The sequence below is a fragment of the Actinokineospora sp. NPDC051303 genome (assembly GCF_055586285.1).
On sequence record NZ_JBVJIN010000077.1, the window covers coordinates 1 to 22,072 of the forward strand.

Annotated in this window: 20 protein-coding genes; 10 read left to right on the forward strand and 10 right to left on the reverse strand. The window is 73.0% G+C overall.

What is annotated here, in order from left to right:
* Positions 1 to 446 precede the first annotated feature (446 nt).
* The 3 genes from ACZ6SD_RS31060 to yaaA all read right to left on the reverse strand — a co-directional run bounded on the left by ACZ6SD_RS31060 (position 447) and on the right by yaaA (position 4,328).
* Entirely contained in the window at positions 447 to 2,090 is a 1,644-nt protein-coding gene (locus tag ACZ6SD_RS31060) for a DEAD/DEAH box helicase (protein WP_465320599.1), read from the reverse strand.
* A 302-nt stretch (positions 2,091 to 2,392) separates the two neighbouring features.
* A complete protein-coding gene (locus ACZ6SD_RS31065) occupies positions 2,393 to 3,292 on the reverse strand; it encodes a serine protein kinase RIO (protein WP_465320600.1) in 900 nt (299 codons plus the stop codon).
* A 292-nt stretch (positions 3,293 to 3,584) separates the two neighbouring features.
* Positions 3,585 to 4,328 carry a peroxide stress protein YaaA gene (yaaA, locus tag ACZ6SD_RS31070; RefSeq protein ID WP_465320581.1) on the reverse strand — a complete coding sequence of 248 codons (744 nt, stop codon included), beginning with the start codon at positions 4,326 to 4,328 and terminating at the stop codon, positions 3,585 to 3,587.
* 60 nt (positions 4,329 to 4,388) lie between these two features.
* Between yaaA and ACZ6SD_RS31075 the strand changes: the two genes are divergently transcribed.
* Entirely contained in the window at positions 4,389 to 5,351 is a 963-nt protein-coding gene (locus ACZ6SD_RS31075; protein ID WP_465320582.1) for a GNAT family N-acetyltransferase, read from the forward strand.
* Between the two features lie 827 nt (positions 5,352 to 6,178).
* Here the strand turns inward: ACZ6SD_RS31075 and ACZ6SD_RS31080 are convergent.
* A complete protein-coding gene (locus ACZ6SD_RS31080; RefSeq protein ID WP_465320583.1) occupies positions 6,179 to 6,544 on the reverse strand; it encodes a VOC family protein in 366 nt (121 codons plus the stop codon).
* On the opposite strand from ACZ6SD_RS31080, the gene mtnA reads away from it, so the two are divergent.
* Positions 6,543 to 7,580 carry an S-methyl-5-thioribose-1-phosphate isomerase gene (gene mtnA / locus ACZ6SD_RS31085; protein ID WP_465320601.1) on the forward strand — a complete coding sequence of 346 codons (1,038 nt, stop codon included), beginning with the start codon at positions 6,543 to 6,545 and terminating at the stop codon, positions 7,578 to 7,580. The two genes, ACZ6SD_RS31080 and mtnA, sit on opposite strands and share 2 nt — an antisense overlap.
* A 100-nt stretch (positions 7,581 to 7,680) precedes the next feature.
* Positions 7,681 to 9,429 carry a proline--tRNA ligase gene (locus ACZ6SD_RS31090; RefSeq protein WP_465320584.1) on the forward strand — a complete coding sequence of 583 codons (1,749 nt, stop codon included), beginning with the start codon at positions 7,681 to 7,683 and terminating at the stop codon, positions 9,427 to 9,429.
* Between the two features lie 42 nt (positions 9,430 to 9,471).
* Here ACZ6SD_RS31090 and ACZ6SD_RS31095 read toward each other — a convergent pair whose 3' ends face one another.
* The 3 genes from ACZ6SD_RS31095 to ACZ6SD_RS31105 all read right to left on the reverse strand — a co-directional run bounded on the left by ACZ6SD_RS31095 (position 9,472) and on the right by ACZ6SD_RS31105 (position 12,022).
* Positions 9,472 to 10,437, reverse strand: coding sequence for a DUF8017 domain-containing protein (locus tag ACZ6SD_RS31095; protein ID WP_465320586.1), 966 nt, complete (start codon positions 10,435 to 10,437; stop codon positions 9,472 to 9,474).
* A gap of 37 nt (positions 10,438 to 10,474) precedes the next feature.
* Positions 10,475 to 11,230, reverse strand: coding sequence for a haloacid dehalogenase-like hydrolase (locus tag ACZ6SD_RS31100; protein ID WP_465320587.1), 756 nt, complete (start codon positions 11,228 to 11,230; stop codon positions 10,475 to 10,477).
* A gap of 75 nt (positions 11,231 to 11,305) precedes the next feature.
* Positions 11,306 to 12,022, reverse strand: coding sequence for a DUF8017 domain-containing protein (locus ACZ6SD_RS31105; protein WP_465320588.1), 717 nt, complete (start codon positions 12,020 to 12,022; stop codon positions 11,306 to 11,308).
* A gap of 134 nt (positions 12,023 to 12,156) precedes the next feature.
* On the opposite strand from ACZ6SD_RS31105, the gene ACZ6SD_RS31110 reads away from it, so the two are divergent.
* Positions 12,157 to 13,167 carry a YhgE/Pip domain-containing protein gene (locus tag ACZ6SD_RS31110; protein ID WP_465320589.1) on the forward strand — a complete coding sequence of 337 codons (1,011 nt, stop codon included), beginning with the start codon at positions 12,157 to 12,159 and terminating at the stop codon, positions 13,165 to 13,167.
* On the opposite strand, the gene ACZ6SD_RS31115 is transcribed toward ACZ6SD_RS31110, so the two are convergent.
* Positions 13,157 to 13,567, reverse strand: coding sequence for a secondary thiamine-phosphate synthase enzyme YjbQ (locus tag ACZ6SD_RS31115; RefSeq protein WP_465320590.1), 411 nt, complete (start codon positions 13,565 to 13,567; stop codon positions 13,157 to 13,159). The two genes, ACZ6SD_RS31110 and ACZ6SD_RS31115, sit on opposite strands and share 11 nt — an antisense overlap.
* Before the next feature lie 23 nt (positions 13,568 to 13,590).
* Between ACZ6SD_RS31115 and ACZ6SD_RS31120 the strand changes: the two genes are divergently transcribed.
* Both ACZ6SD_RS31120 and ACZ6SD_RS31125 read left to right on the forward strand, forming a co-directional pair.
* Positions 13,591 to 14,619: an aminotransferase class V-fold PLP-dependent enzyme gene (locus ACZ6SD_RS31120; RefSeq protein WP_465320591.1), complete on the forward strand. Its 1,029-nt coding sequence runs from the start codon at positions 13,591 to 13,593 to the stop codon at positions 14,617 to 14,619.
* A gap of 230 nt (positions 14,620 to 14,849) precedes the next feature.
* On the forward strand, positions 14,850 to 15,623 hold the full coding sequence (locus ACZ6SD_RS31125) for a hypothetical protein (RefSeq protein WP_465320592.1): 774 nt from the start codon (positions 14,850 to 14,852) through the stop codon (positions 15,621 to 15,623).
* A gap of 2 nt (positions 15,624 to 15,625) precedes the next feature.
* On the opposite strand, the gene ACZ6SD_RS31130 is transcribed toward ACZ6SD_RS31125, so the two are convergent.
* Complete coding sequence (locus ACZ6SD_RS31130; protein ID WP_465320593.1) at positions 15,626 to 16,123, reverse strand: ferritin-like domain-containing protein; 498 nt, start codon at positions 16,121 to 16,123, stop codon at positions 15,626 to 15,628.
* A gap of 93 nt (positions 16,124 to 16,216) precedes the next feature.
* Positions 16,217 to 16,699 carry a hypothetical protein gene (locus tag ACZ6SD_RS31135; protein WP_465320594.1) on the reverse strand — a complete coding sequence of 161 codons (483 nt, stop codon included), beginning with the start codon at positions 16,697 to 16,699 and terminating at the stop codon, positions 16,217 to 16,219.
* A gap of 166 nt (positions 16,700 to 16,865) precedes the next feature.
* On the opposite strand from ACZ6SD_RS31135, the gene rimP reads away from it, so the two are divergent.
* From rimP to infB, 4 genes are all read left to right on the forward strand, one after another.
* The gene (gene rimP / locus ACZ6SD_RS31140; RefSeq protein ID WP_465320595.1) at positions 16,866 to 17,435 is read left to right on the forward strand and encodes a ribosome maturation factor RimP; all 570 of its coding nucleotides are present in this window, start codon (positions 16,866 to 16,868) and stop codon (positions 17,433 to 17,435) included.
* On the forward strand, positions 17,432 to 18,445 hold the full coding sequence (gene nusA / locus ACZ6SD_RS31145) for a transcription termination factor NusA (protein ID WP_465320596.1): 1,014 nt from the start codon (positions 17,432 to 17,434) through the stop codon (positions 18,443 to 18,445). The genes rimP and nusA overlap by 4 nt, the downstream gene beginning before the upstream one ends.
* Before the next feature lie 21 nt (positions 18,446 to 18,466).
* Positions 18,467 to 18,847, forward strand: coding sequence for a YlxR family protein (locus ACZ6SD_RS31150; RefSeq protein WP_465320597.1), 381 nt, complete (start codon positions 18,467 to 18,469; stop codon positions 18,845 to 18,847).
* A gap of 61 nt (positions 18,848 to 18,908) precedes the next feature.
* On the forward strand, positions 18,909 to 21,968 hold the full coding sequence (gene infB / locus ACZ6SD_RS31155; protein ID WP_465320598.1) for a translation initiation factor IF-2: 3,060 nt from the start codon (positions 18,909 to 18,911) through the stop codon (positions 21,966 to 21,968).
* The last annotated feature ends 104 nt before the right edge of the window (positions 21,969 to 22,072 follow it).

Consider the following 22,072-nt stretch of genomic DNA (forward strand, 5'->3'; position numbering starts at 1 on the left):
GGTGGGATGCCTTCGGCCTCACACGTGCGGAGCCAGCTTAGCGATCTTCCTTCTCCCCCGAAGAAACCACTCCACCCCATCGAGCACCTGGCAGCTTCGGGTTCCTGCTGGCAGGGGGGTGCCCAACCCGATTTTCACAGTGTTCCAAGTGTTCCTGAGTGTGCATTGGAGCGGACCACCTCATTCACCCACCAGCCAAGCCAACCCGGCGGTCCGTTAGGCGCTCAGGCGGGGAGCGGAACAGTACACCCGGCCCTCGCCAACCAAACCCCACCCTGTCAACGTGGAAGTGGTGAACACCTGCCCCACCCCAGCCGAGCGCTCCACGTTCAGCCTGGCAGGTGTGTGTGGGTGCGCTCATGTGGTTTTCCTGGTGGGGAAAGAAAAAAGCCGCCCTTTGCGTGGGGACGCAAAGGGCGGCTTTGGTGATCAGCGCGTTTGAGTGATTAGCCGCGATCGGCGGTGTTGTGCCTGCGGTCGCCTTCTCGCCAGCCTCGGGGGGCTGCTGCGGCGCGGCGGGTGGCGCGGTTGCCGGTGTCGCGGGTGTGGTGGGTGTCGCGGCCGCGGGGGGCGCCGTCGCGGGTGGGTTCGCGGTGGGAGTCGCGGCGGTGGTCGTCGCGGGGGTGGGCCTCGCGGGCGGGGCGGCCCTCGGAGCTGTCGCGGCCGGTGCGGCGGCGGAAGTCGCCACCGCCGCGGCGCGGGGTGTGGCCGCCGCGGGGGCCGCCGCGCTGGGGGCGGACCGGTGGGGCCTTCTCGACCACCGGCTCGCCGCTGGGGATGCGGGCGCCGGTGATGCGGATCAGGTCCGCGTCACCCGGGCGGACGCGGGTGTGCTCCGGCTTGACGCCCGCCTTGTCGGTCAGGCGGACGACGCTGCGGCGCTGGTCGTGGGTGACGACCGTGACCACGGTGCCCGCCTCGCCCGCGCGCGCCGTGCGGCCAGCGCGGTGCAGGTAGTCCTTGGAGTCCGCGGGCGGGTCGACGTGCACGACCAGGCTCACGCCGTCGACGTGGATGCCGCGGGCCGCCACGTCAGTGGCCACGAGCACCGGCATGTCGCCGTCGCGGAACTGGCTCAGCACCCGGTTGCGGGCGCCCTGGGTCTTGCCGCCGTGCAGCGCCCCGGCCCGCACGCCCACCGACCGCAGCTTGTCGGTCAGGCGGTCGACGTGGTGCTTGGTGCGCACGAACATGATCGTGCGGCCCTCGCGGGCGGCCATCTCGGTGATGACGTCGGCCTTGTCCTGCTTGGACACCAGCAGCAGGTGGTGTTCCATTGTGGACACACTGGCGGTCGCGATGTCCACGGAGTGGGTGACCGGGTTGGTGAGGTAGCGCTTGACGAGTTGGTCGACGTCGCCGTCCAGGGTGGCCGAGAACAGCAGCACCTGGCCGGTCGGGTCGGTGAGGTCGAGGATTTCCCGCACCTGCGGCAGGAAGCCCATGTCGGCCATCTGGTCGGCCTCATCGATCGCGGTGAACCGCACGTCGTGCAGCACGCAGGTGCCCTGGCGGACGTGGTCCGACAGCCTGCCCGGGGTGGCGATCAGCAGGTCGACGCCGCGCTTGAGGGCCTCGGCCTGGCGGGGGAAGGACATGCCGCCGACCGCGGTGCGGCACCACAGGCCCAGCGACTTCGCCAGCGGGGTGAGCGCGTCGCTCACCTGCAGGGCCAGTTCCCGGGTGGGCACCAGAATCAGCCCGCGCGGCCGCAGCGAGCGCGCCTCGCCGCCGTCCAGACGCGACAGCAGCGCCAGTCCGAACGCGAGGGTCTTGCCGGAGCCGGTCTGCGCGCGGCCGAGGACGTCGCGGCCCGCGAGCGCGTCGGGCAGGGTGGCGGCCTGGATCGGGAACGGCGAGTTGATGCCCGCGGCGGCCAGCGCGGCCAGCAGCGGCTTGGGCAGGCCCAGGTCGGCGAAGGTGACGCCGTCGCCGGTGTCCGCGGCGGCCTTGGCGGCCTGGCGGTGCCGGGGCTTGCGCTCAGCGGTGTCGGCGGGCGCGGTGTCGGCCAGCGCGGTGTGGGCGGGCGCGGCGTCGATCAGCGCGGTCGCGCTCGGCGCGGTGTCGATCAGGGTGGTGGCGTCGTTCATGGGCAGGGCAGAGTTCTGCACGGGGTCCTCTCCGGACGTGGCACGTCTCGGGAGGCTCCGCCCTCTTCTCAGGAGGCCGGCAGGCATTCACACGGACGAGCCCGGCGCGTTTCGCACGCCGTTTGGTGGGTGTGGCACCGCAGCCATCCGATGTCCTTGGGCGACGCCGGCGGGGAACGGCTCACGCGCCGCTCACGATGCTTCTTAATCGTACCCGACCATTGCCAGGGACCTCGCATCGCGGGACCAGAATCACGTTCTGCCCTGGTGGGAGCGGTCGCGGGACCGCCCCCACCAGCGGTTCAGTCCACTCCGGCGGTGGTCAACAGGTGCGCGGTGAGCGCGCCCGGATCGGCCACCTCCTCGGGCAGGCCCCGGGCCCGGAACCAGCCCGCGATGTTGGCCACGTCGCGGGCCAGGAACTCGGGCCCGGCCGGATTGGCGATCAGGTCGACCACCTGCGGCAGGTCGATCAGCATCAGGTGGCCGTCGTGGACGAGGGTGTTGTAGGCGGACAGGTCGCCGTGGGTCAGGCCCTCGATGGCGAACAGCTCCAGCGCGGCGACCAACTGCTCCCACAGCTCCCGCAGCTCGTCGGGCTCCGGCCGGGTCTGGGCCAGCCGGGGCGCGCCGTGCCGCTCGGCGTCGCAGAGGAACTCCAGCAGCAGCTCCGTGCCGTCGCGCTGGACCGGGTACGGCACCGGGGCGCCGATCGACCACAGCCGTGACAGCGCGGCGAACTCCGCGACCGCCCACTGCTCGGCGATCAGGTTGCGGCCGAAGGAACTGCGGTTGGCGATCGCCCGCGTCTCCCGGGACCGGCGCATCCGCCTGCCCTCCAGGTAACCCGCGTCGCGGTGGAAGAGGCGGTGCTCGCCGCTGCGGTACCGCTTGGCGGCCAGCAGACAGCCCGCGCCGCCGGGCACGGCGCGCTCGATGACGAACACGTCGGCTTCCTTGCCGGTCTTGAGCACGCCCAGCTCGGTGTCGGCCGCGGCCAGGTCGGTGACCAGCCAGGACGGGCGCGGGTGCGGGCCCTGGTCGGCGTCGCCCCAGGTGGACCAGCGGTCGGCGCCCTCGGGCAGTTCCTGGGCGGCGGTGTAGGCGTCGTCGCGGACCCGGGCGAGGCGGACGCGCTCGGCCTCGGTGAGCCTGCCGGACCGCTGCGGCTGCGGGTCGTCGTCGGCCCGGCGGCGGCGCATCCGGCCACGCGGCGGGTCGTAGTCGGTTGGGTCGTAGTCGGTTGTGTCGTAGTCCGATGAGTCGTGATCGGACGTGGTGAGATCGAACTTGTGCTCGCGCACTGGGTGGGACTCCTTGAAGCGAGAAGGTGGCCCCACCGCGCGAGCTAGCGGAGTGGGGCGGGTGGACGGGTCGGCGCCACGGCCACAACGACAGTCATCACCACGGGGCACCTCCTCGGGTCCACCGGCACTCCCACCGGCACTCGGGCGTCAGCGTGCCCGGCTTTCCCGCCGGGCGCAAACGAATTAATCAGGGGGCAACGACCAGGTCCAGCGCGCGCTTGCCGGTGGGCTCCAGCCGCATCCCGTTGGCCTTCGCGACCGAGATCAGCGTGCGCACCGTCCCCGGCTCGCGCGGGGCGGTCGCCAGGGCGGCGGCGAGCCTGCCCTTGTGCGCCTTGTTGAAGTGGCTGACGGCTTTGCGGCGGCCCCCGGCGTCCTCGGTCACGACCCGGACGGTGACGGCGTCCGGGACCGCGGCGAGGCTGGCGTAGGCGCCGGACCGCAGGTCGACCACCAGGTCGTCCACAGTGGACAGCGTCTTCTCCAGGTTGGCCCGCCACAGGCCGCGCAGACCGCCGAGACCGGGCAGCACCGTGCCGCCGGAGAGTCGGTAAGCCGGGATCGGGTCGCCCGCGCGGACCACGCCGAACAGCGCGGAAGCCACCGCCAGCCGCTTGTCCGCGCGCGCCCGCTGCGCCCTGGTGAACCCGGCGACGCCGAGCGCGTCGAAGAGGACCCCGGTGTAGCGCTCGATCGCGGGCCGGGTGGGGGAGCGCCACAGCTCGGCGTTGCGCTCGACCTCCGCGGCCTGCCGCTCGGACAGGTCGAGCGCGGCCAGGCTCGCGGGCACGTCGGCGGCCAGGTCGACCAGCGCGGCGGCGATCCGCTCACGCACCGGGGTCAACTCGGGGAACGACAGCGCGGCCAGGTCGAGCGCGGCGCCCGCGCCGCCCTCGCTCTTGGTCTCCGACGGGGGAAGCAGCACGAGCACCCGCCGAGCGTAGAGAAAACCGGTCGAACCGCCCGCGCCGGGTGACTACCGTCAGGGGATGTGGATCTCCTGACTTGGCGCCCACTGGCGGCGGGTGACGCCGCGGCCTGGGTGGCACTCAAGACAGCGGCGGAGGCGGTGGACCGACTCGGCGATCACGCCGACGCCGACGAGTTCACCCGATTGATAGAAAGTCCCGGCTTCGACCCGGCCACCGGAAGCCTCGCCGCGTTCGACGGCGACGAGATGGTCGCCTACGGGCTGCTGTGGATCTGGCCCGGCGCGCTGTCGGTGAACCGGGTGCGCTTCCTCGCCTGCGTGGCGCCCGAGCATCGTGGGCGCGGTCTCGGCCGCGACCTGGTGGCCCGGATGACCGACCTCGCCCGCGCCCAGCACGCGGCCCGCTACCCCGGCCTCTCCCTCGAACTGCAATCGGTCGCGTACGAGGGCAACGTCGGCCACGCCGCCCTGCTGGCCAAGACCGGTTTCGTCGCGGCGCGCTGGTTCCACGACCTGCGCGTCGACCTCAGCGCGGCGCCGAGCGCGCCACCCCTGCCCGACGGCTTGGTCTACGAGCGCTACCGCCCCGAGTTCGACGAGCGGTGGCGGCTGCTGCGCAACCACAGCTTCGCCGACCACTGGGGCTCGACCGACGTCGACCCGGAGTTCTGGCGGGCGCACTTCACCGAAGCCCCCACCTTCAGCCCCGAGCACAGCGCCCACCTCCGCGACCCGGCGACCGGGGACCTGGCCGCGTTCGTCCTCGCCCACCGCTACCCGGCGAACCCCCACGACCTGTGGATAGGCGACGTCGGCACCCACCGCCACTGGCGCGGCAAGGGCGCGGCCGCCACCCTCCTGACCCGAGTCCTCCACGACGCCCGCGCGGCGAGCTTGACCACCTCCGGCCTCGCCGTCGACGCCGACAACCCCACGGGCGCTTACCGGGTCTACGAGCGCGCGGGCTATCGGATGGTCAAGAAGTGGACGGCTTATCTGCTGACAGTCGAGGAAACCGGGTGACACCGGGGCGCGCGCCGACCAGCCGGAACCCGCCAGCCTGCGTACGGCCACCGGTCGGTCTCGCACGGCGGTGAGACCTTCCGTTGAACACCCACCCGGTGTGGATGGGGCAGGCCCAGTGGCACAGTTGGCGTCCGGGACAAGCCGTGCCCGGGGATGGTCACCGGTCGCTGTCGCCTGGTGGCACGGTCTTCCCTTGACCTGGTCGCTCCCTGACCTGCGTGGGGCAGGCCCGGTGGCTGAGTCTGCATCCGGTACCGCCAAGCCAGCGGACGGCCACCGGTCGCTGTCGCGCGGCTGTCCGTTCACCCAGGTGCACCCCGATCTGGATGGGGTGGGCCCAGTGGCGGAGTTGGCGTCCGGGACAAGCCGCGTCCGGGGACGGTCACCGCTTGGTGTCGCACGGCGGCTCGACTTTTGTTGACCAGACACTTCCTGGCCTGGATGGCGTAGGCCAGGGACGAGCCTCGTCCGGGACCGCCAAGTCCGCGGATTATCACCGGCCGGTGGCGCGTGTGGGGGAGCGGGCCCTGGTGCGGTAGCCCGCTGGCCGGGCGTGCGATACGACGATCGGGAATAGGCCAGCGGGCTAAGTCGCTGGCAGTCGGCCCGATGTCGTCCAGTCGGGACAGGGCGGCACCCATAGCGCGGCCTCGGTCGCCGGACGAGTCCCCGCAGCTGTGCGGTTCAGTGAAGTTGTGGGTCAGTTGGTGGCTGGCTCCTGGTGGTGAGTAGGGCGTCAGTGGGCGGTGGGACGGGCAGGAGGGGTGGGACCGCCGCGGGTGGCGGCGGTCCCGGGAGCCGCGTCCGGGGAAGCGGGTCGCGGCTCAGCCGTTGGACGAGCCCACGCAGAACTCGTTGCCCTCCGGGTCGGCGAGGATGGTCCAGGTCAGGCCGGGGATCTTCTGCACGTCGAGTTCGGTCGCGCCCAGGGCGACTAGGCGGGCGACCTCGGCGGGGCGGTCCTCGGTGTGGAAGTCCAGGTGGACCCGGTTCTTGCCTAAGCGCTTCTCCGGCACGCGTTGCAGACCCACGTACAGGGAGTCGCCGAAGGTCATGCCGGGCAGGCCCAGGAACAGGAACTCGCCCTCGTAGTCGGAGACCACCTCGTAGCCGAGCGCCTTGGTCCAGAACTCCGCGAGCGCCTGCGGATTCTCGCAGTCAATGGTCACACCGCCGATGCCGATCGTCATGTCGGCGACGCTAGCCCCGCCCACCGACAATTTCGGCCAGGATGGGCGGGTGCGCACCATCGACTGGCGGGACGACCACGTCGTCATCATCGACCAGACCCGGCTTCCCGACGTCCTCGACTCCGTTTCCCTGCACACCGTCGACGATCTGGTCGACGCGATCCGGCGGCTGGCCGTGCGGGGCGCGCCCGCGCTCGGGGTGGCGGGGGCGCTCGGGGTCGCGCTGGCCGCTCTGTCCACATCGGACCCGGCCGAGGTGCGGACGCTCGCCGCCCGGGTTCGGGCCGCGCGGCCGACGGCGGTGAACCTCGCCTGGGGAGTCGACCGGGTGCTGGCCGTGCTCGACCGCGGGGTGGCGGCCGTCGTCGCGGAGGCGGTGACTGTGCTGGAGGACGACGTCCGGCTCAACCGCGCGCTCGGCCACCGCGGCGCCGACTGGCTGCAGGCCAGGGTGCCTGGCCTGATCAACGCGCACACTCACTGCAATGCGGGGGCGCTCGCGTGCGTCGAGTGGGGGACCGCGCTCGGCGTTCTCCGCGCGCTGCACGAACGCGACGCCCTCGGGCACGTCTACGCCGACGAGACTCGGCCGCTGCTGCAAGGCGCGCGGATCACCGCGTGGGAACTGGCCCGCCTCGGTGTGGCGCACACGCTGGTCGTGGACTCGGCTGGCCCCTCGGTGATCGCCAACGGGCTGGTGCACGTGGTCGTCGTCGGCGCCGACCGCATCGCGGCCAACGGCGACGTGGTCAACAAGATCGGCACGTATCCGCTGGCGTTGGCCGCCGCGCGCGCGGGCGTCCCGTTCGTGGTGGCCGCGCCCGAGTCGACCGTCGACCTGGCCACCCCGTCCGGCGCGGCGATCCCGATCGAGATCCGCGCCGACGACGAGGTCACCGGGTTCGGCGGCACGCGCACCGCGCCCGCGGGGACCGGCGCGCTGAACTACGCGTTCGACGTGACCCCGGCCGACCTGGTCACCGCCATCGTCACTGAGGCCCGCGTGGTCGAACCCGCCGCGGGCGGCGCCCTCTAACCCGGATGCGCAGGCGCGACGCTGGTCACTACCCTCTACGGGCACGTGGTTTTCAACCACCGCCCTGGTTCAAAACCAGCCATTCGCGAGGAGCAACACCGTGATCACCAGGATGTCGTCGCTGTTCCTGCGCACCCTGCGCGAGGACCCGGCGGACGCCGAGGTGCCCAGCCACAAGCTGCTGGTGCGCGCCGGGTACGTCCGCCGAGTCGCTCCGGGCGGCTACACCTGGCTCCCGCTCGGCCTGCGCGTGCTGCGCAAGATCGAGCAGGTCGTCCGCGAGGAGATGGACGCGATGGGCGGGCAGGAGATCCAGTTCCCCGCCCTGCTGCCCCGCGAGCCCTACGAGGCGACGAACCGGTGGACCGAGTACGGCCCCAACCTGTTCCGCCTCAAGGACCGCAAGGGCGCCGACTACCTGCTCGGCCCCACCCACGAGGAGCTGTTCACCCTGACGGTGAAGGGCGAGTACACCTCGTACAAGGACTACCCGGTCGTGCTCTACCAGGTCCAGACCAAGTACCGCGACGAGGCGCGTCCGCGCGCGGGCATCCTGCGCGGCCGCGAGTTCCTGATGAAGGACTCCTACTCGTTCGACCTTGACGACGAGGGCCTGTCCGAGAGCTACCGCAAGCACCGCGAGACCTACATCCGGATCTTCGACCGGCTGGGCCTCAAGTACGTGATCGTGGCCGCCACCTCGGGCGCGATGGGCGGCTCGGCGTCGGAGGAGTTCCTGGCCGAGGCGCCCACGGGCGAGGACACATTCGTGCGCAGCACCGCGTCGGACTACGCGGCCAACGTGGAGGCCGTGGTCACCCCGCCGCCGCCCGCGCGGGCGCTGGAGGGCCTGCCCGAGGCGCAGGTGCACCACACCCCGGACACGCCGACCATCGCCACCCTGGTCGACTTCCTCAACCGGGCGGACCTGGGCCGGGAGTTCACCGCGGCCGACACGCTCAAGAACGTGCTGCTCAAGATCCGGCAGCCGGGCGCGACGGAGTGGGAGCTGCTGGCGGTCGGCCTGCCCGGCGACCGCGAGGTCGACATGAAGCGGGTGGAGGCGTCGCTGGAGCCCGCCGAGGTCGCGATCCTGGACGAGGCCGACTTCGCGAAGAACCCGTTCCTGGTCAAGGGGTACATCGGCCCGCGCGCGCTGCTCGACAACGGCGTGCGCTACCTGGTCGACCCGCGGGTGGTCACCGGCACCGCCTGGGTCACCGGGGCAGACAAGGTCGACCACCACGTGGTGGACCTCGTCGCGGGCCGCGACTTCACCCCGGACGGCACGATCGAGGCCGCCGAGGTGCGCGAGGGCGACCCCGCCCCGGACGGCGAGGGCACCCTGGTCGCCGCGCGCGGCATCGAGATCGGGCACATCTTCCAACTCGGCCGCAAGTACGCCGACGCGTTCGCCCTCGACGCCCTTGGCCCGGACTCGAAGCCGGTCCGGATCACCATGGGCTCCTACGGCATCGGCGTGTCCCGCCTGGCCGCGGTCATCGTGGAGCAGAGCCACGACGAGCTGGGCATCGTCTGGCCGCGCGCGGTCGCGCCCGCCGACATCCACCTGGTCGTGGCGGGCAAGGACGACGCGCTGCGCGCGGGCGGCGAGAAGCTGGCCGCCGAGTTCGACGCGGCGGGCCTGTCGGTGCTGCTGGACGACCGCGCCGCGTCTCCCGGTGTGAAGTTCAAGGACGCCGAGCTGATCGGCGTCCCGACCATCGTCGTGGTCGGGCGCGGCCTGGCCAACGGCTTGGTCGAGGTCAAGGACCGCGCGACCGGCGAGCGCGCCGAGATCGCCGTGGACGAGGTCGTCGCGCACGTGACGGGACTCGTCCGCGGCTGAGGGCTGGGCGGTGGTCGCGCCCGCGGGCGCGACCACCGTGGCTCAGCTCTTGTGCGGCCGGATGCTCGACACGACCTGCGCCGCGATGTCGGCGGGCAGCGCGTCCGGTGTGCCCTGGTCCATGTACATCATGAACAGCACCGTGTTCGCGCCGTTCTTGAACGCGACAGTGGTGAACAGGACTGTCGGGGACGAACAGTCGCCTGGCTGGTTGACCGTCAGCGTCGCCGTGGCCGACACCGCGTCGATCTTGCCCTGGTCGACCTTGGCCGGGACCGGATCGGTGACCGTGACCGGGGCCTTCGAGCCGTCGGCGTTGAGCGCGGCCGCGTCGGCGAACAGCTTCGCGCCGTTGCGCGCCGCCAGTTCCGGCTCGGCCGTGCCCGCGCTGACGAAGCCGACGTGGCCGCGGTAGGACCCCTTCACGTTCGCGCACGCCTCGGGCTTGTAGGTCGACACGCCGTGCATGACCGCGGTCGGCTTGCCCTCGTTGTCGTCGAACCCGACGATCACGCCCGGGTCCTCGACTTCCCAGTCCTTGGGGACGTCGTAGGCCACGCCCTCCTTGGGGGACAGAACGCCCTGCCAGCCGGAGATCACCGGGGCGACCTTGATCTGGCTGACGTCGGTGGGGGTGGACGATGTCGAGGGCCGGGGACTGGACGTGGCGGGCTTGCGGTTCGCGGTGGGACGGTTCGCGGTCGTCTTCTCGGACGAGGTGGACGGTCCCGCGACCGGGGCGGGGTCGTCGCTGTCGCGGTTGACCAGCAGCAGGGTCGTGACCGCGCCGATTGCCACCACGACGACCACGACCAGCGTGACGATCAGCGGCGTCCGGTTCGGCTTGGGCGGTTCGGGTTGCTGCTGCGGGTACATACCGAAGCCCTGGTAACCGCTTCCCTGGTAGCCGCTCTGCTGCGGCTGCTGGGGCACCGGCTGCCCGGTGAGCGGGTCCACTTGGTACTGCGGGGGCTGTTCCTGCCAATAAGGACCACCGGGAGTGCTCATCGGACCACCTGTGGCACTGATTCGCGCGCGAGCTCGGTCATGCCCCAGACCGTAGTTGGTCCTGTTTGACCTTGTCGCTCGAACCCGCGCAGCCCAGGAGCGCGGCGAGCGCCGCCGCGGTGTCGGACAGGTCGGGCAGCACCACCGTGGCTCCGGACGCGGCCAGCTCCGCCATCGAGTGCCTGCCGGTGGCGACGCCGACGCCCGCCGCGCCGAGGTGCCGGGCGGCGGCGATGTCGTGCGGGGTGTCGCCGACGACCACGACCGACTCCGGCGGGAACCGGGCGCCGTGCTTGCGCTCGGCCGCGAGGGTCGCGGCGGCCACCAGCTCGTGCCGGTCGATGGAGAGCGAGCCGTAGCCGCCGGTTTCCAGGTCGAGGTGCCGGTCGAGGCCGAACGGGGCCAGTTTGCACTCCGCGACCTCCGGCAGGTTGCCGGTGACCACCGACTGCGCCACGTCCGGGCGGGCGGCGACCGCGGCCAAGATCTCCGCGGCGCCGGGCAGCACGCGGCCGAGAGTGGGCAGGTCCGGTCTGGCCGCGGTGGCGACCGCGACGAGTTCGGCGAAGATCCGCTCGACGTGGTCCTCGGTCCACTCGACCCCGTGCGCCTCCAGCATCTCCACCGCGATCGACCGCTCCGTGCGGCCCGGGAACACCGGCAGGTGGGCCAGTTCGATGCCCAGCACCCGCGACAGCGCCCGGCCGTACCAGGCGCGGCCGGTGCCGGTGTAGTCGACAAGGGTCAGGTCGATGTCCCAGAGCAGGAGGGTGGTCGGAGCCGTGTGGGTCATCCGGCCATGGTGGCACGGGACGCCGACACGCAGGCTCGGTTCTCACCCGGCTGGCCGCCCGCTATCCGGTCGGTCTTAGTCCCGCGGACGGACGCTGTCGGTCACCGCGCGCAACTGGTCGGCGGGGACGGTCGGGGCGGCGGAGTCCGCGCCCGGCTCGATGTCGGCGCCCAGCACGACGACGGCGACGCCCGACCCGTTCGCCAGCGCCACCACCGTGATCTCGCCCTTGGTGCTGGCGCACGGGTCGGCGATGTCGTCCGCGGTCGCCTCGGCTTCGGCGCGCACCAGGGCGCCTCGCGTGCCGTCGCGCACCAGCGGCGTGGCCCGCGACAGGGTGACCCGGGCGGTCTGGCTGCCGTCGCTGTACTGGTCGGCGGCGATCGACGCGGCGAGTTCGGCCGCGGCCTCGGCGGGGTCGCCCGCGTCGGGGAGGACGCCGCTGCCGCTGAACGCGCGGCCGTACTCCGCGCCCTGGCACAGATAGACGCCGAAGTCGGCGAGGTGGCGCAACTCGACGCCGCTGGAGGACTCCAGCGACTCGGTGTCCGGGGCCAGCGTCCAGTCGGGCGGCACCTCGTAGCGCAGCCCGGCCGCCGGGTCGTCGATGACCTGCCAGCCGGGATTGCGCGGCGGCCGAGGGGACGCCGCGCGGGTGCTGGTCGGCGCCACGGCGGTCACGGTCGCCTCGCCCGACTCGTCGCCGCCCGGCCCGAGCAGCAGGAACCCGGCGATCACGGTGGCGGCGAGCGCGAGCGCGGCCGCGGTGACGGCAGCCAGCTGATTTCGCACAGTAGGCACGGTAGTGCAGTCGCCGTGACGGCCTGGTGACCGTGCGTGGATTAATTCAACGAGCGTTGACCTGGGGATCGGGGCGGCTTACGCTGGCCGCATTAATTCAACGTGTGATGAGTAAGGAGTTTGACATGTCCATCCAGGCTCCCCGCCGCCCAGCCGCCCTGGTGGTGGCGTTATCGGTCGCGGGCGCGGTGGTCGCGGCTGTCCTCGGCCTGCTGACCTTCGGCGTCCAGGCCAGCGCCCGCCCCGACGCCATCCCGCTGGCGGTCTCCGCTCCCGACCCCCTGCGGCCCGCGGCCGAGCGGATCGCGAGCCACGGCGGCGACGCGGTGGCCTGGCGGGTCGAAAGCCCCGAGTCGGCGCGGCGGGCGCTGGCCGACAAGGACGTCTACGGAATCCTCGAACTCGCCCCGACACCGGGCGGGCCGGGCGCCACCGTCGTGCTGTCCGGCGCGGTCAACCCGCAGGGCGGCCAGATCGCCCAGCCGATCCTGACCGCGGCGGCGCAGGCCGTCGGCGGCGAGGTCCGCACGGTCACACTGCACCCGGCCAGCGCGGCGGGCCGCGTCGCCCCGCTCGCCGCGACGGTCCTGCTCTGGGTCGGCGGCCTGGTCGCCGGTATGGGCCTGGTGCTGCTTGGCAAGCGGATCGGCGGGGTGCCGCGGCCCGCGCACCGGGTCGGCCTGGTCGCGGGGGTGAGCGTCGCGGGCGTCGCCGCGGTGGCGGGCCTGCTCGCCCTCTGGGACGCGGACCTGCCGCTGACCGCGCCGGTGCTCGGGTACCTGCTGCTCGTGGCGGTCGCGTTCAGCGCGCTCCAGGGCGCGCTGCTGCGACTGCTCGGCCTGCGCGCGATGGCGATCCTCGGCCCGCTCTACCTCATCGCCCCCGCCGTCGCGGGCCAGATCCCGGAGATGCTCGACCCGGTCTACCGGGCGCTGCTCTGGTCGTGGACCCCGTTCCGCTTCGCGGCGGAGGGCCTGCGCAGCCTGCTTCAAGGCGCCGATTCCGCCCCGGATGTCACCCTCGGGCTGGTCGTCCTCGGCGCGCTCGCGGTCGCGGGCCTCGCGGTCCTGCTCGTCGCGCCGCGGCAGGAGACCGGGCGGCTGGTTCGCGAACCGGAGTTGGCGGTCAGCCGGTGAGGTAGCTCAGCCGGACCCGGCGCACCGGGTTGTCGACATTGGTGTCGACCAGGCAGACCGACTGCCAGGTGCCCAGGGCCATGCTCCCGCCCAGCACCGGGACGCTGGCGTACGGCGGGACCAGCGCGGGCAGCACGTGGTCGCGGCCGTGGCCGGGACTGCCGTGCCGGTGCCGCCAGCGGAAGTCGGGCGGGAGCAGGTGCGCCAGGGCGGCCAGCAGGTCGTCGTCGCTGCCCGCGCCGGTCTCGATGATCGCGATGCCCGCCGTCGCGTGCGGCACCCAGAGGTGCAGCAGGCCGTCGACGGCCCCGGCGTCGGACAGGAACCGCCCGCAGCGGTCGGTCAGGTCGTGGACGACCTCGCGGTCGCCGGTGCGGATCTCGATCTCCACGCTGTGCACGGCTCCCACCGTAAGGTCGAGGCGTGCGCACCGCCTTCGGAGAGCAGTTCGACGTGCCGCCCGGCTACCTCAACACCGCGAGCATCGGCATCCCGCCCGCGCGGGTGGCCGACGCCGTCGCCGAGTCCGTCGTCCGGTGGCGCGCGGGCGCCGACAACGCGCCCGGGTTCGACGCGTCCGTCGCAGTGTCCCGGGCCGCGTGGGCCGACTTGGTCGGCGTCGCCCCGGACCGGGTCGCCATCGGCGCGAGCGTGTCGCAGCAGGTGGGCATGGTCGCCGCGGGCGTGCCGGACGGCACGCGGGTGGTGGTCGCGCGCGGCGAGTTCACCAGCGCCACGTTCCCGTTCGCGGCGCAGTCCAGTCGTGGCGTGACCGTCACCGAGGTCGACCACGCCGACCTGGCTGAGCGCGCCGGGGAGTTCGACCTGGCCGTGGTCAGCGTCGTGCAGTCGGCCGACGGCGCGATCGCCGATCTGGCGGCGCTGCGCGAGTGCGGCGCCCGGGTCCTGCTCGACGCCACCCAGGCCGTCGGCTGGCTGCCGCTGGACCTCGGGTGGGCGGACTGGGTGGTCGGCGCGGGCTACAAGTGGCTGCTGTCCCCGCGCGGCGCGGCCTGGCTGGCGATCCGCCCGGACGCCGCCGAGTGGACCCATCCGGTCGCCGCGAACTGGTACGCGGGCGAAGACCCGTGGGACACCGTCTACGACCTCCCACTGCGCCTCGCTGCGGACGCGCGCGCCTACGACCTGGCCCCCGTCTGGCTCGCGCACGTGGGCGCGGCGACGGCCCTGCCCTGGCTCGCCCGCCTCGACCGCGCGGCCGTCCACCGGCACTGCGTCGGCCTGGCCGACGATCTGCTCGCCCGCCTCGACCTGCCGCCCCGAGGCTCGGCCATCGTGTCCCTCGACCTGCCCGACGCCGCCGACCGCCTCGCCGCCGCGGGCATCCGCTGCGCTGTCCGCGCGGGCCGCGCCCGGCTCGCCTGCCACATCTACAACACCGCGGAAGACGTGGCCGTTGCGGTCCACGCCCTCACGGGTGATCGCCGCTGATTCGCCGCGCCGGAGTTATCCACAGGCGGGCCGCGTCCTCTTCCCCGCGCTGACCTGGGCCGATAGAATGGCTCAGGGATGGTCCCCCAGGGCGCGGGTGGGCTTTGGCTGTGGGGGCCGCGGGGTGGCGGAAATCGGGTTTTCGCGGGCATATCGCGGCGCGGCGCGGCCCGCGCAAGATCACAGGGCGACGAACCCGAACGGGTGGTCCGGGGTTTATCGTAACCGGCATGTCGTCCCCACATCATCCAGTGCAGCCGCCGAGACCAGGGCGTGAGAGCGACGCGGATGAAACGACCTGGATTCCGCGGGTCACCGGTGGGCCGCCGCGGCCGGAACCGCTCCCGTTCACCCATGGCGACGAGCAGCCGACGGCATCCGACCGGCGTCCCGGGCTGGTCTGGGCGCTGCGGATCGCCGGGCTGATCGCGGTCGGGGTGGTCGCCGGGCTGGTGTGGAACCAGATCCAGGACGACGGCGGCGACGTCGCCGGGCCCAGTCAGTCCGCTGGCCCGAAAACGAGCGCGTCGTCCGGCCGGTACCAGTTCACCCCGCACGAGGGCCTGCCCGGGCCGCGCACGGACACCGACTGCCTCGCGCACTCGTACAACCAGGTGCAGGCGTTCTTCCAGCAGACGCCCTGTGTGTCGCTGACCAGAGGGCTGTACAAGACGACCGTGGAGAACAAAGACATCCTGGTGTCCGTGGCCAGAGTCGACATGCGTTCCGCCGCGGACGCGCAGGCGTTGCGCGACCTGTCCGAGAGGTCGAACACCGGCAATGTCAACGACGTGGTCCGCAGCAAGCTCGTCGCTGTTCCCGGATTGACGTCGCTCAGTGCCAATGATGGCTATTTCGTGAAAAGTGAGGGAACAGCTGTCGTCATCGTGGAAGGCGATTTCCCCACGAACAGCAAGGCCTACAAGGGCGACCCGAACGCGGAAAAGCTGCTGGACGACGTGTGCGCGGACGCCATCAGACTCAGCGACGGCTTTGCCCGCTGAACTCAGGCCTGTCCCGGCATCGCCGGTGTCGCCGGACTGACACCAGCCGCTTTCCGCCACCGTGTCGCCCGTACCGCCGACTCGGTAAGCGCATCCGCCGCGTTCTTGCGGACATCCGCGTCGTCCGTGCGCTCCAAGACCGCGCGCCAGGCGACCGTGCCGTCCTGCTCCGCGCTCACCAGCAGCGCCAGCGCCGAAGCCTGGTCGGTCACCGGCTGCGGCGGCAGATACGCGGGCTCAGCAGGCTCGGGGACCGCGCCCGCCGCGCCCAGCAGCCGCGCCGTGGCGTCCCGGCGCGCGCGGTGCGCCGTCGCGCCCTCGCCGATCGGCTTGTCGAACGAGGCGGGCAGGAACGCGCTGACCAGCCCGTAGGCCCACACCGCCGCGTGCTCGGCGCCGAGCGCCTGCTGCACGGCGACCAGGGTGTCCTCCGGCAGCGGCGGACGCGAGGCCGCCACGCTCGTCGGCTGCGCCTGCTCAGTCGGTTCTTGACGGCTCACTGGACCACCTCACTCGTCCGGTCTCACGGTGGCCGCGCGCGCCCGCGCGCCGCGCCAAGGGTTCGCGTGCCGGTGACTCGTGCGCGGGCTGGCTCACGTCAGCACCTCCCGCAGGCTCGCGCAGGCCGCGGCGACCGAGCCGACCATGCCCGCCCGGTAGCGGGGCACGGTCGCCACCACGGCCGCGGCCTGCTGCTCCGCGGCCGCCAGGCCCTCGGTCAGCGCCTTCTTCGCCGCCGCGGCGTCCGCGGGCGGGGTGGGCGGCGGGGTGGTTGTCGCGCTGGGGGCCGCGCTGCTCGTGGGCGGGCGCTCCCGGTCGACCTCCCGCTGCAAGACCTCGGCGTGCTCGCCGCGCGCCTGGGCCACCTCGGTGGCCGCGGCGGCCAGCGCGGGCGTCGCGGCCGCGATCGCGGTGGCCAGCGCCGCGTCGGCGCGGGCGCGGGCGGCCAGCTCGACCAGCGGGTCCGGTGGCGGCGGGCCGTCGGGGCCCGTGGTGCAGGCGACCAGCGGCGCGGCGACCGCGACGGCCGCCGCGGCGCGGAACAGCGCGCGTCGGGTCAGCGGGGGTGTGCTCACGGTGCGTCATCCTGCCAGGCCGCGCGAACGGAGCACGGCAGCCCGCGGATGATCGCCTGCGGCGGCCTGGCGCGCGGCGGCGAGATACGCTAGGTGACCACGGTCGGCGTGGGTACCGCCGACCGGCAGACAATCGCACCATCGACCAGAACAGGGAGCGGCCAAGGTGGCCAACCAGGGACATCGCGACTCCGCGACGAACCCACCGCCCGGCGACCCCGTCGCCGCGGCGCTGGAGCCGATCGTGGCCGGGGCGATCGCGGAGACCGGGTTCGAGCTTGAGCAGCTCGACGTCGCCCAGGCCGGGCGCAGGCGGCTGGTGAAGGTCGTGGTCGACGGCGACGACGGGGTCGGCCTGGACGAGGTCGCCGTGGTCAGCCGGGCGGTGTCCGCGGTGCTCGACGAGCACGACGCGGTCCTCGGCGGGCCCTATACCCTTGAGGTCACCTCCCCGGGTGTCGACCGCCCGCTGACCCGCCCCCGCCACTGGCGGCGCGCGCGGCTGCGGCTGGTCAAAGTTCGCCCGATCGAGGGAACCGAGTTCACCGGGCGCGTCGGCTCGGCCGACCCGGACCCCGAGGGCGGGGTCGAGCTGCTTGTCGACGGCGCGCTGCGCCGGGTGCGCTACGCCGACGTCGCGCGGGCCGTGGTCGAAGTGGAGTTCAAGCAGCCGCCAGCGGCGGACATGGCGATGCTCGAAGGTCGTGCATCCGGTGACGAGGAGGACGCGCGATGAACGTTGACATCGCCGCGCTGCGGGCGATCGAGCGCGACAAGGACATTCCGTTCGAGACGGTCATCGAGGCGATCGAGACCGCTCTCCTGACCGCCTACAAGCACACCGAGGGGCACCAGCCGCACGCGCGCATCGACATCGACCGGCGCACCGGCCTGGTCCGGGTGCTGGCCTTCACCACCGGCCCCGACGGCCAGGTCGAGGACGAGTGGGACGACACCCCCGAGGGCTTCGGCCGGATCGCGGCGACCACCGCGCGCCAGGTCATCCTGCAGCGGCTGCGCGACGCCGAGCACGAGCGCACCTTCGGCGAGTTCTCCGCCAAGGAGGGCGAGATCGTCGCCGGGGTCGTCCAGCGCGACACCCGGGCCAACTCGCGCGGCATGGTCGTGGTGCAGGTCGGCGACACCGAGGGCGTGCTGCCCGCGGTCGAGCAGGTGCCCGGCGAGAGCTACGAGCACGGCACCCGGATCAAGTGCTACGTCGTCGGCGTCGCCCGGGGAACACGCGGGCCGCAAATCACGTTGTCCCGTACGCACCCCAATCTCGTGCGCAGGCTGTTCGCGCTTGAGGTCCCGGAGATCAACGACGGCACCGTCGAGATTCCGGCGGTGGCCCGCGAGGCGGGGCACCGCTCGAAGATCGCGGTCCGCACGACCGTCCCCGGGGTCAACGCCAAGGGTGCCTGCATCGGCCCGATGGGCGCCCGGGTGCGCAACGTGATGAGCGAGCTGGCCGGAGAGAAGATCGACATCATCGACTGGTCCGACGACCCGGCGACCTTCGTCGGCAACGCGCTCTCGCCCGCCAAGGTCGTCTCGGTCACGGTGGTCGACGAGCGTGCCAAGACCGCCCGGGTGGTGGTGCCCGACTTCCAGCTCTCGCTGGCGATCGGCAAGGAGGGGCAGAACGCCCGACTGGCCGCGCGGCTGACCGGCTGGCGCATCGATATCCGCAGCGACGCCGCGGCCGGAGCGCAGGCCGCGCCGGTATCCGGTTCTGCTGACTGAGCCTGACAAGATAGACTTCCGATGGTTCATCGCCAGATCGCGGCTCCCGCTCGCCCTCGTGGCTCCGGCCCCGTGCGGACGTGCGTGGGATGCCGCGTGCGGGCGGCGGACACGGAATTGCTGCGAGTGGTGTTCGCGGACGGGGACGCGGTCCCCGACCCGCGACGTCGGATGCCGGGCCGGGGCGCGTGGGTGCACCCCGACGCCGGGTGTCTGGCAAAGGCCGAGAAGCGGCGGGCGTTCTCCCGGGCCCTACGGGTCCAGGGGACGGTCGGCGTGGAGGGTCTGCGAGCGGAGATCGAACGGCTCGCAGGCAATGGTGGGGCGGGGAAATCCCGCTCCGAGGAAGACACAGGAAGCAGGTCGACCCGTCATGAGTCAGCCGTGAAGCTGAAGACATGAACGCGCGACGATAGGACGAGGTCGACGGGACTGCCGCCGGCCTCATCAGACGAGGAGAGCAGTGGCAGGCAAGGCCCGTGTGCACGAGCTGGCAAAGGAGCTCGGAGTCACCAGCAAGGATGTACTCGCCAAGTTGAAGGACATGGGCGAGTTCGTGAAATCTGCGTCCTCCACCGTGGAGGCGCCGGTAGCCCGCAGGTTGCGGGATGCCTATCCAGGCAAGGGAGAGTCGCGGTCCAACGGTCCGCGGCCGGGCCCGAAGCCCGCTCCGCGCCCGCCGATGCCGCGACCGGAGCAGTCCGCCCCGGCCGCCCCGGCAGGCGGCGGCGCCCCGACGCCAGCGCCCAGCGCGCCGACGCAGGCGCCGACCAGCGTGCCCAAGCCCGGCTTCCTGCCCGGCCCCAAGCCGGGTCCGAAGCCCGCGCCGCGCCCGGAGCCGGTGCGCGAGCAGCCCGCGGCCGCGGCCCCCGCTCCGGCGCCCGCGCCGCGGCAGGAGCAGCCCAAGCCCGCGACGCCGACCCCGGCTCCGCCCGCGCCCAAGCCCGCGCCCAAGCAGGAACGGCCCGCGGCGGCGCAGCAGGGCGGCTCGGTCGTCCCGCCGAGGACGCAGTCCCCGAAGCCCGGTCCGCGCGCGCCGCGGCCCGGCAACAACCCGTTCGGCGTCGGCGGCGGCGCGCCCGCCCCGCGTCCCGGCGGCGGGCCCCGGCCCGGCGGCCAGGGCGGTCCCTCGGGTGGCGGAGCCCCCGGCGGCGACCGTCCGGCCCGGCCCGGCGAGGGCCGTCCCGCGGGCGCGCCCCGCGGTGACCGCGCTCCCGGCGGTCCGCGTCCCTCCGGCGGCCCGAACCCGGGCAACATGCCGCCTCGGCCCAACCCCGGCATGATGCCGCCCCGTCCGGCTCGTCCGGCGGGCGGCGGTCGCGGTGGTCCCGGTGGCGGTCCCGGCGGCCCGCGTGGCGGCCCCGGCGGCGCGCCGCGCGGTGGTCCCGGCGGTGGTGGCGGCGGCGGTTTCCGCGGCGGCCCCGGCGGTGGTCCCGGTGGCGGCGGCGGTGGTTTCCGCGGTGGTCCCGGTGGCGGCGGCGCTGGCGGTGGCGGTGGCTTCCGTCCCGGCGGCGGTGGTGGCGGCGGTGCTCCGGCAGGCGGTGGCGGTGGCTTCCGTGGCGGCGGTGGCCGTCCCGGTGGCGGCGGCGGCCGTGGTGGCGCGGCGGGCGCGTTCGGCCGTCCCGGCGGCCCGTCCCGGCGTGGCCGCAAGTCGAAGCGGCAGAAGCGCCAAGAGTACATGGACAACATGCAGGCGCCCAGCGTCGGCGGCGTCCGCCTGCCCAAGGGCAACGGCGAGACGATCCGGCTGGCCCGTGGCGCCTCGCTGACCGACTTCGCCGACAAGATCAACGCCAACCCGGCCTCGCTGGTGCAGGTGCTGTTCCACCTCGGCGAGATGGTCACGGCCACCCAGTCGGTCACCGACGAGGTGCTGGAGCTGCTCGGCTCGGAGATGAACTACCAGGTCCAGGTGGTCAGCCCCGAGGAAGAAGACCGCGAGCTGCTGGACTCCTTCAAGATCAGCTACGGCGAGGACGCCGGTGACGAGACCGACCTGCAGGCCCGCCCGCCGGTCGTGACCGTCATGGGTCACGTCGACCACGGTAAGACCCGCCTCCTCGACACCATCCGCAAGACGACGGTGCACGAGGGCGAAGCGGGCGGCATCACCCAGCACATCGGCGCCTACCAGGTCGCCAGTGAGCTGGAGGGTGTCGAGCGCCTGATCACCTTCATCGACACCCCCGGTCACGAGGCGTTCACCGCCATGCGTGCCCGCGGCGCGCAGGCCACCGACATCGCGGTGATCGTGGTCGCCGCCGACGACGGCGTCATGCCGCAGACGGTGGAGGCGATCAACCACGCCCAGGCGGCGGACGTGCCGATCGTGGTCGCGGTCAACAAGATCGACAAGGAAGGCGCCAACCCGCAGAAGATCCGCCAGCAGCTCACCGAGTACGGGCTGGTGGCCGAGGAGTACGGCGGCGACACGATGTTCGTCGACATCTCCGCCAAGCAGGGCATCAACATCGACGGGCTGCTTGAGGCGATCCTGCTGACCGCGGACGCGGCGCTGGACCTGCGGGCCAACCCGGACATGGAGGCCCAGGGCGTGGCCATCGAGGCGCACCTCGACCGCGGTCGCGGTCCGGTCGCCACGGTGCTGGTGCAGCGCGGCACGCTGCGCGTCGGCGACTCGATCGTCGCTGGCGACGCCTACGGCCGCGTGCGCCGGATGGTGGACGAGTTCAACGAGGACATCACCGAGGCGACCCCGTCGCGGCCGGTGCAGGTCATCGGGTTCACCTCGGTGCCCGGCGCGGGCGACACGTTCCTCGTGGTCGAGGAGGACCGCACCGCCCGGCAGATCGCCGAGCGCCGGTCCGCCAGGACCCGGGCCGCGCAGAACGCGCAGAAGCGCAAGCGCATCAGCCTGGAGGACCTGGACGCGGCGCTCAAGGAGACCAGCCAGCTCAACCTGATCATCAAGGGCGACAACTCCGGTACCGTCGAGGCACTGGAGGACGCGCTCACGAAGATCGACGTCGGCGACGAGGTCGAGCTGCGGGTCATCCACCGCGGCGTCGGCGGCATCACCGAGGGCGACATCAACCTGGCGATCGCGGACAACATCATCGTGATCGGCTTCAACGTCCGCGCGGAGGGCAAGGCCACCGAGCTGGCCAACCGCGAGGGCATCGATGTCCGCTACTACTCGGTGATCTACCAGGCCATCGACGAGATCGAGGCGGCCCTCAAGGGCATGCTCAAGCCCATCTACGAGGAGGTGGAGCTCGGCCGCGCCGAGGTCCGCGAGGTGTTCCGCTCCTCCAAGGTCGGCACGATCGCCGGTTGCATGGTGGTCTCCGGTGAGATCCGCCGCAACACCAAGGCCCGCCTGATCCGCGACAACGTCGTGGTCCAGGAGGGTCTGCCGATCAGCTCGCTGCGCCGGTTCAAGGACGACGCCACCGAGGTCCGCGAGGGCTTCGAGTGCGGTCTTACCCTGGGCTCGTACAACGACCTGCGGGTCGGCGACATGATCGAGACCTACGAGATGCGCGAGAAGCCGCGCGGCTAACAGCACAGACCCGGGGGGGGGGGGGGGGGGGGGGGGGGGGGGGGGGGGGGGGGGGGGGGGGGGGGGGGGGGGGGGGGGGGGGGGGGGGGGGGGGGGGGGGGGGG

Bases quoted from the DNA above. Each gene is read 5' to 3' on its own strand.
- nusA (WP_465320596.1), top strand. From the start codon at position 17,432: ATGAACGTTGACATCGCCGCGCTGCGGGCGATCGAGCGCGACAAGGAC.
- ACZ6SD_RS31125 (WP_465320592.1), top strand. From the start codon at position 14,850: ATGTCGTCCCCACATCATCCAGTGCAGCCGCCGAGACCAGGGCGTGAG.
- ACZ6SD_RS31150 (WP_465320597.1), top strand. From the start codon at position 18,467: ATGGTTCATCGCCAGATCGCGGCTCCCGCTCGCCCTCGTGGCTCCGGC.
- ACZ6SD_RS31110 (WP_465320589.1), top strand. From the start codon at position 12,157: ATGTCCATCCAGGCTCCCCGCCGCCCAGCCGCCCTGGTGGTGGCGTTA.
- ACZ6SD_RS31095 (WP_465320586.1), bottom strand. From the start codon at position 10,437: ATGAGCACTCCCGGTGGTCCTTATTGGCAGGAACAGCCCCCGCAGTAC.
- ACZ6SD_RS31100 (WP_465320587.1), bottom strand. From the start codon at position 11,230: ATGACCCACACGGCTCCGACCACCCTCCTGCTCTGGGACATCGACCTG.
- mtnA (WP_465320601.1), top strand. From the start codon at position 6,543: ATGTCGGCGACGCTAGCCCCGCCCACCGACAATTTCGGCCAGGATGGG.
- ACZ6SD_RS31080 (WP_465320583.1), bottom strand. From the start codon at position 6,544: ATGACGATCGGCATCGGCGGTGTGACCATTGACTGCGAGAATCCGCAG.
- ACZ6SD_RS31065 (WP_465320600.1), bottom strand. From the start codon at position 3,292: ATGCGCCGCCGCCGGGCCGACGACGACCCGCAGCCGCAGCGGTCCGGC.
- ACZ6SD_RS31060 (WP_465320599.1), bottom strand. From the start codon at position 2,090: ATGAACGACGCCACCACCCTGATCGACACCGCGCCGAGCGCGACCGCG.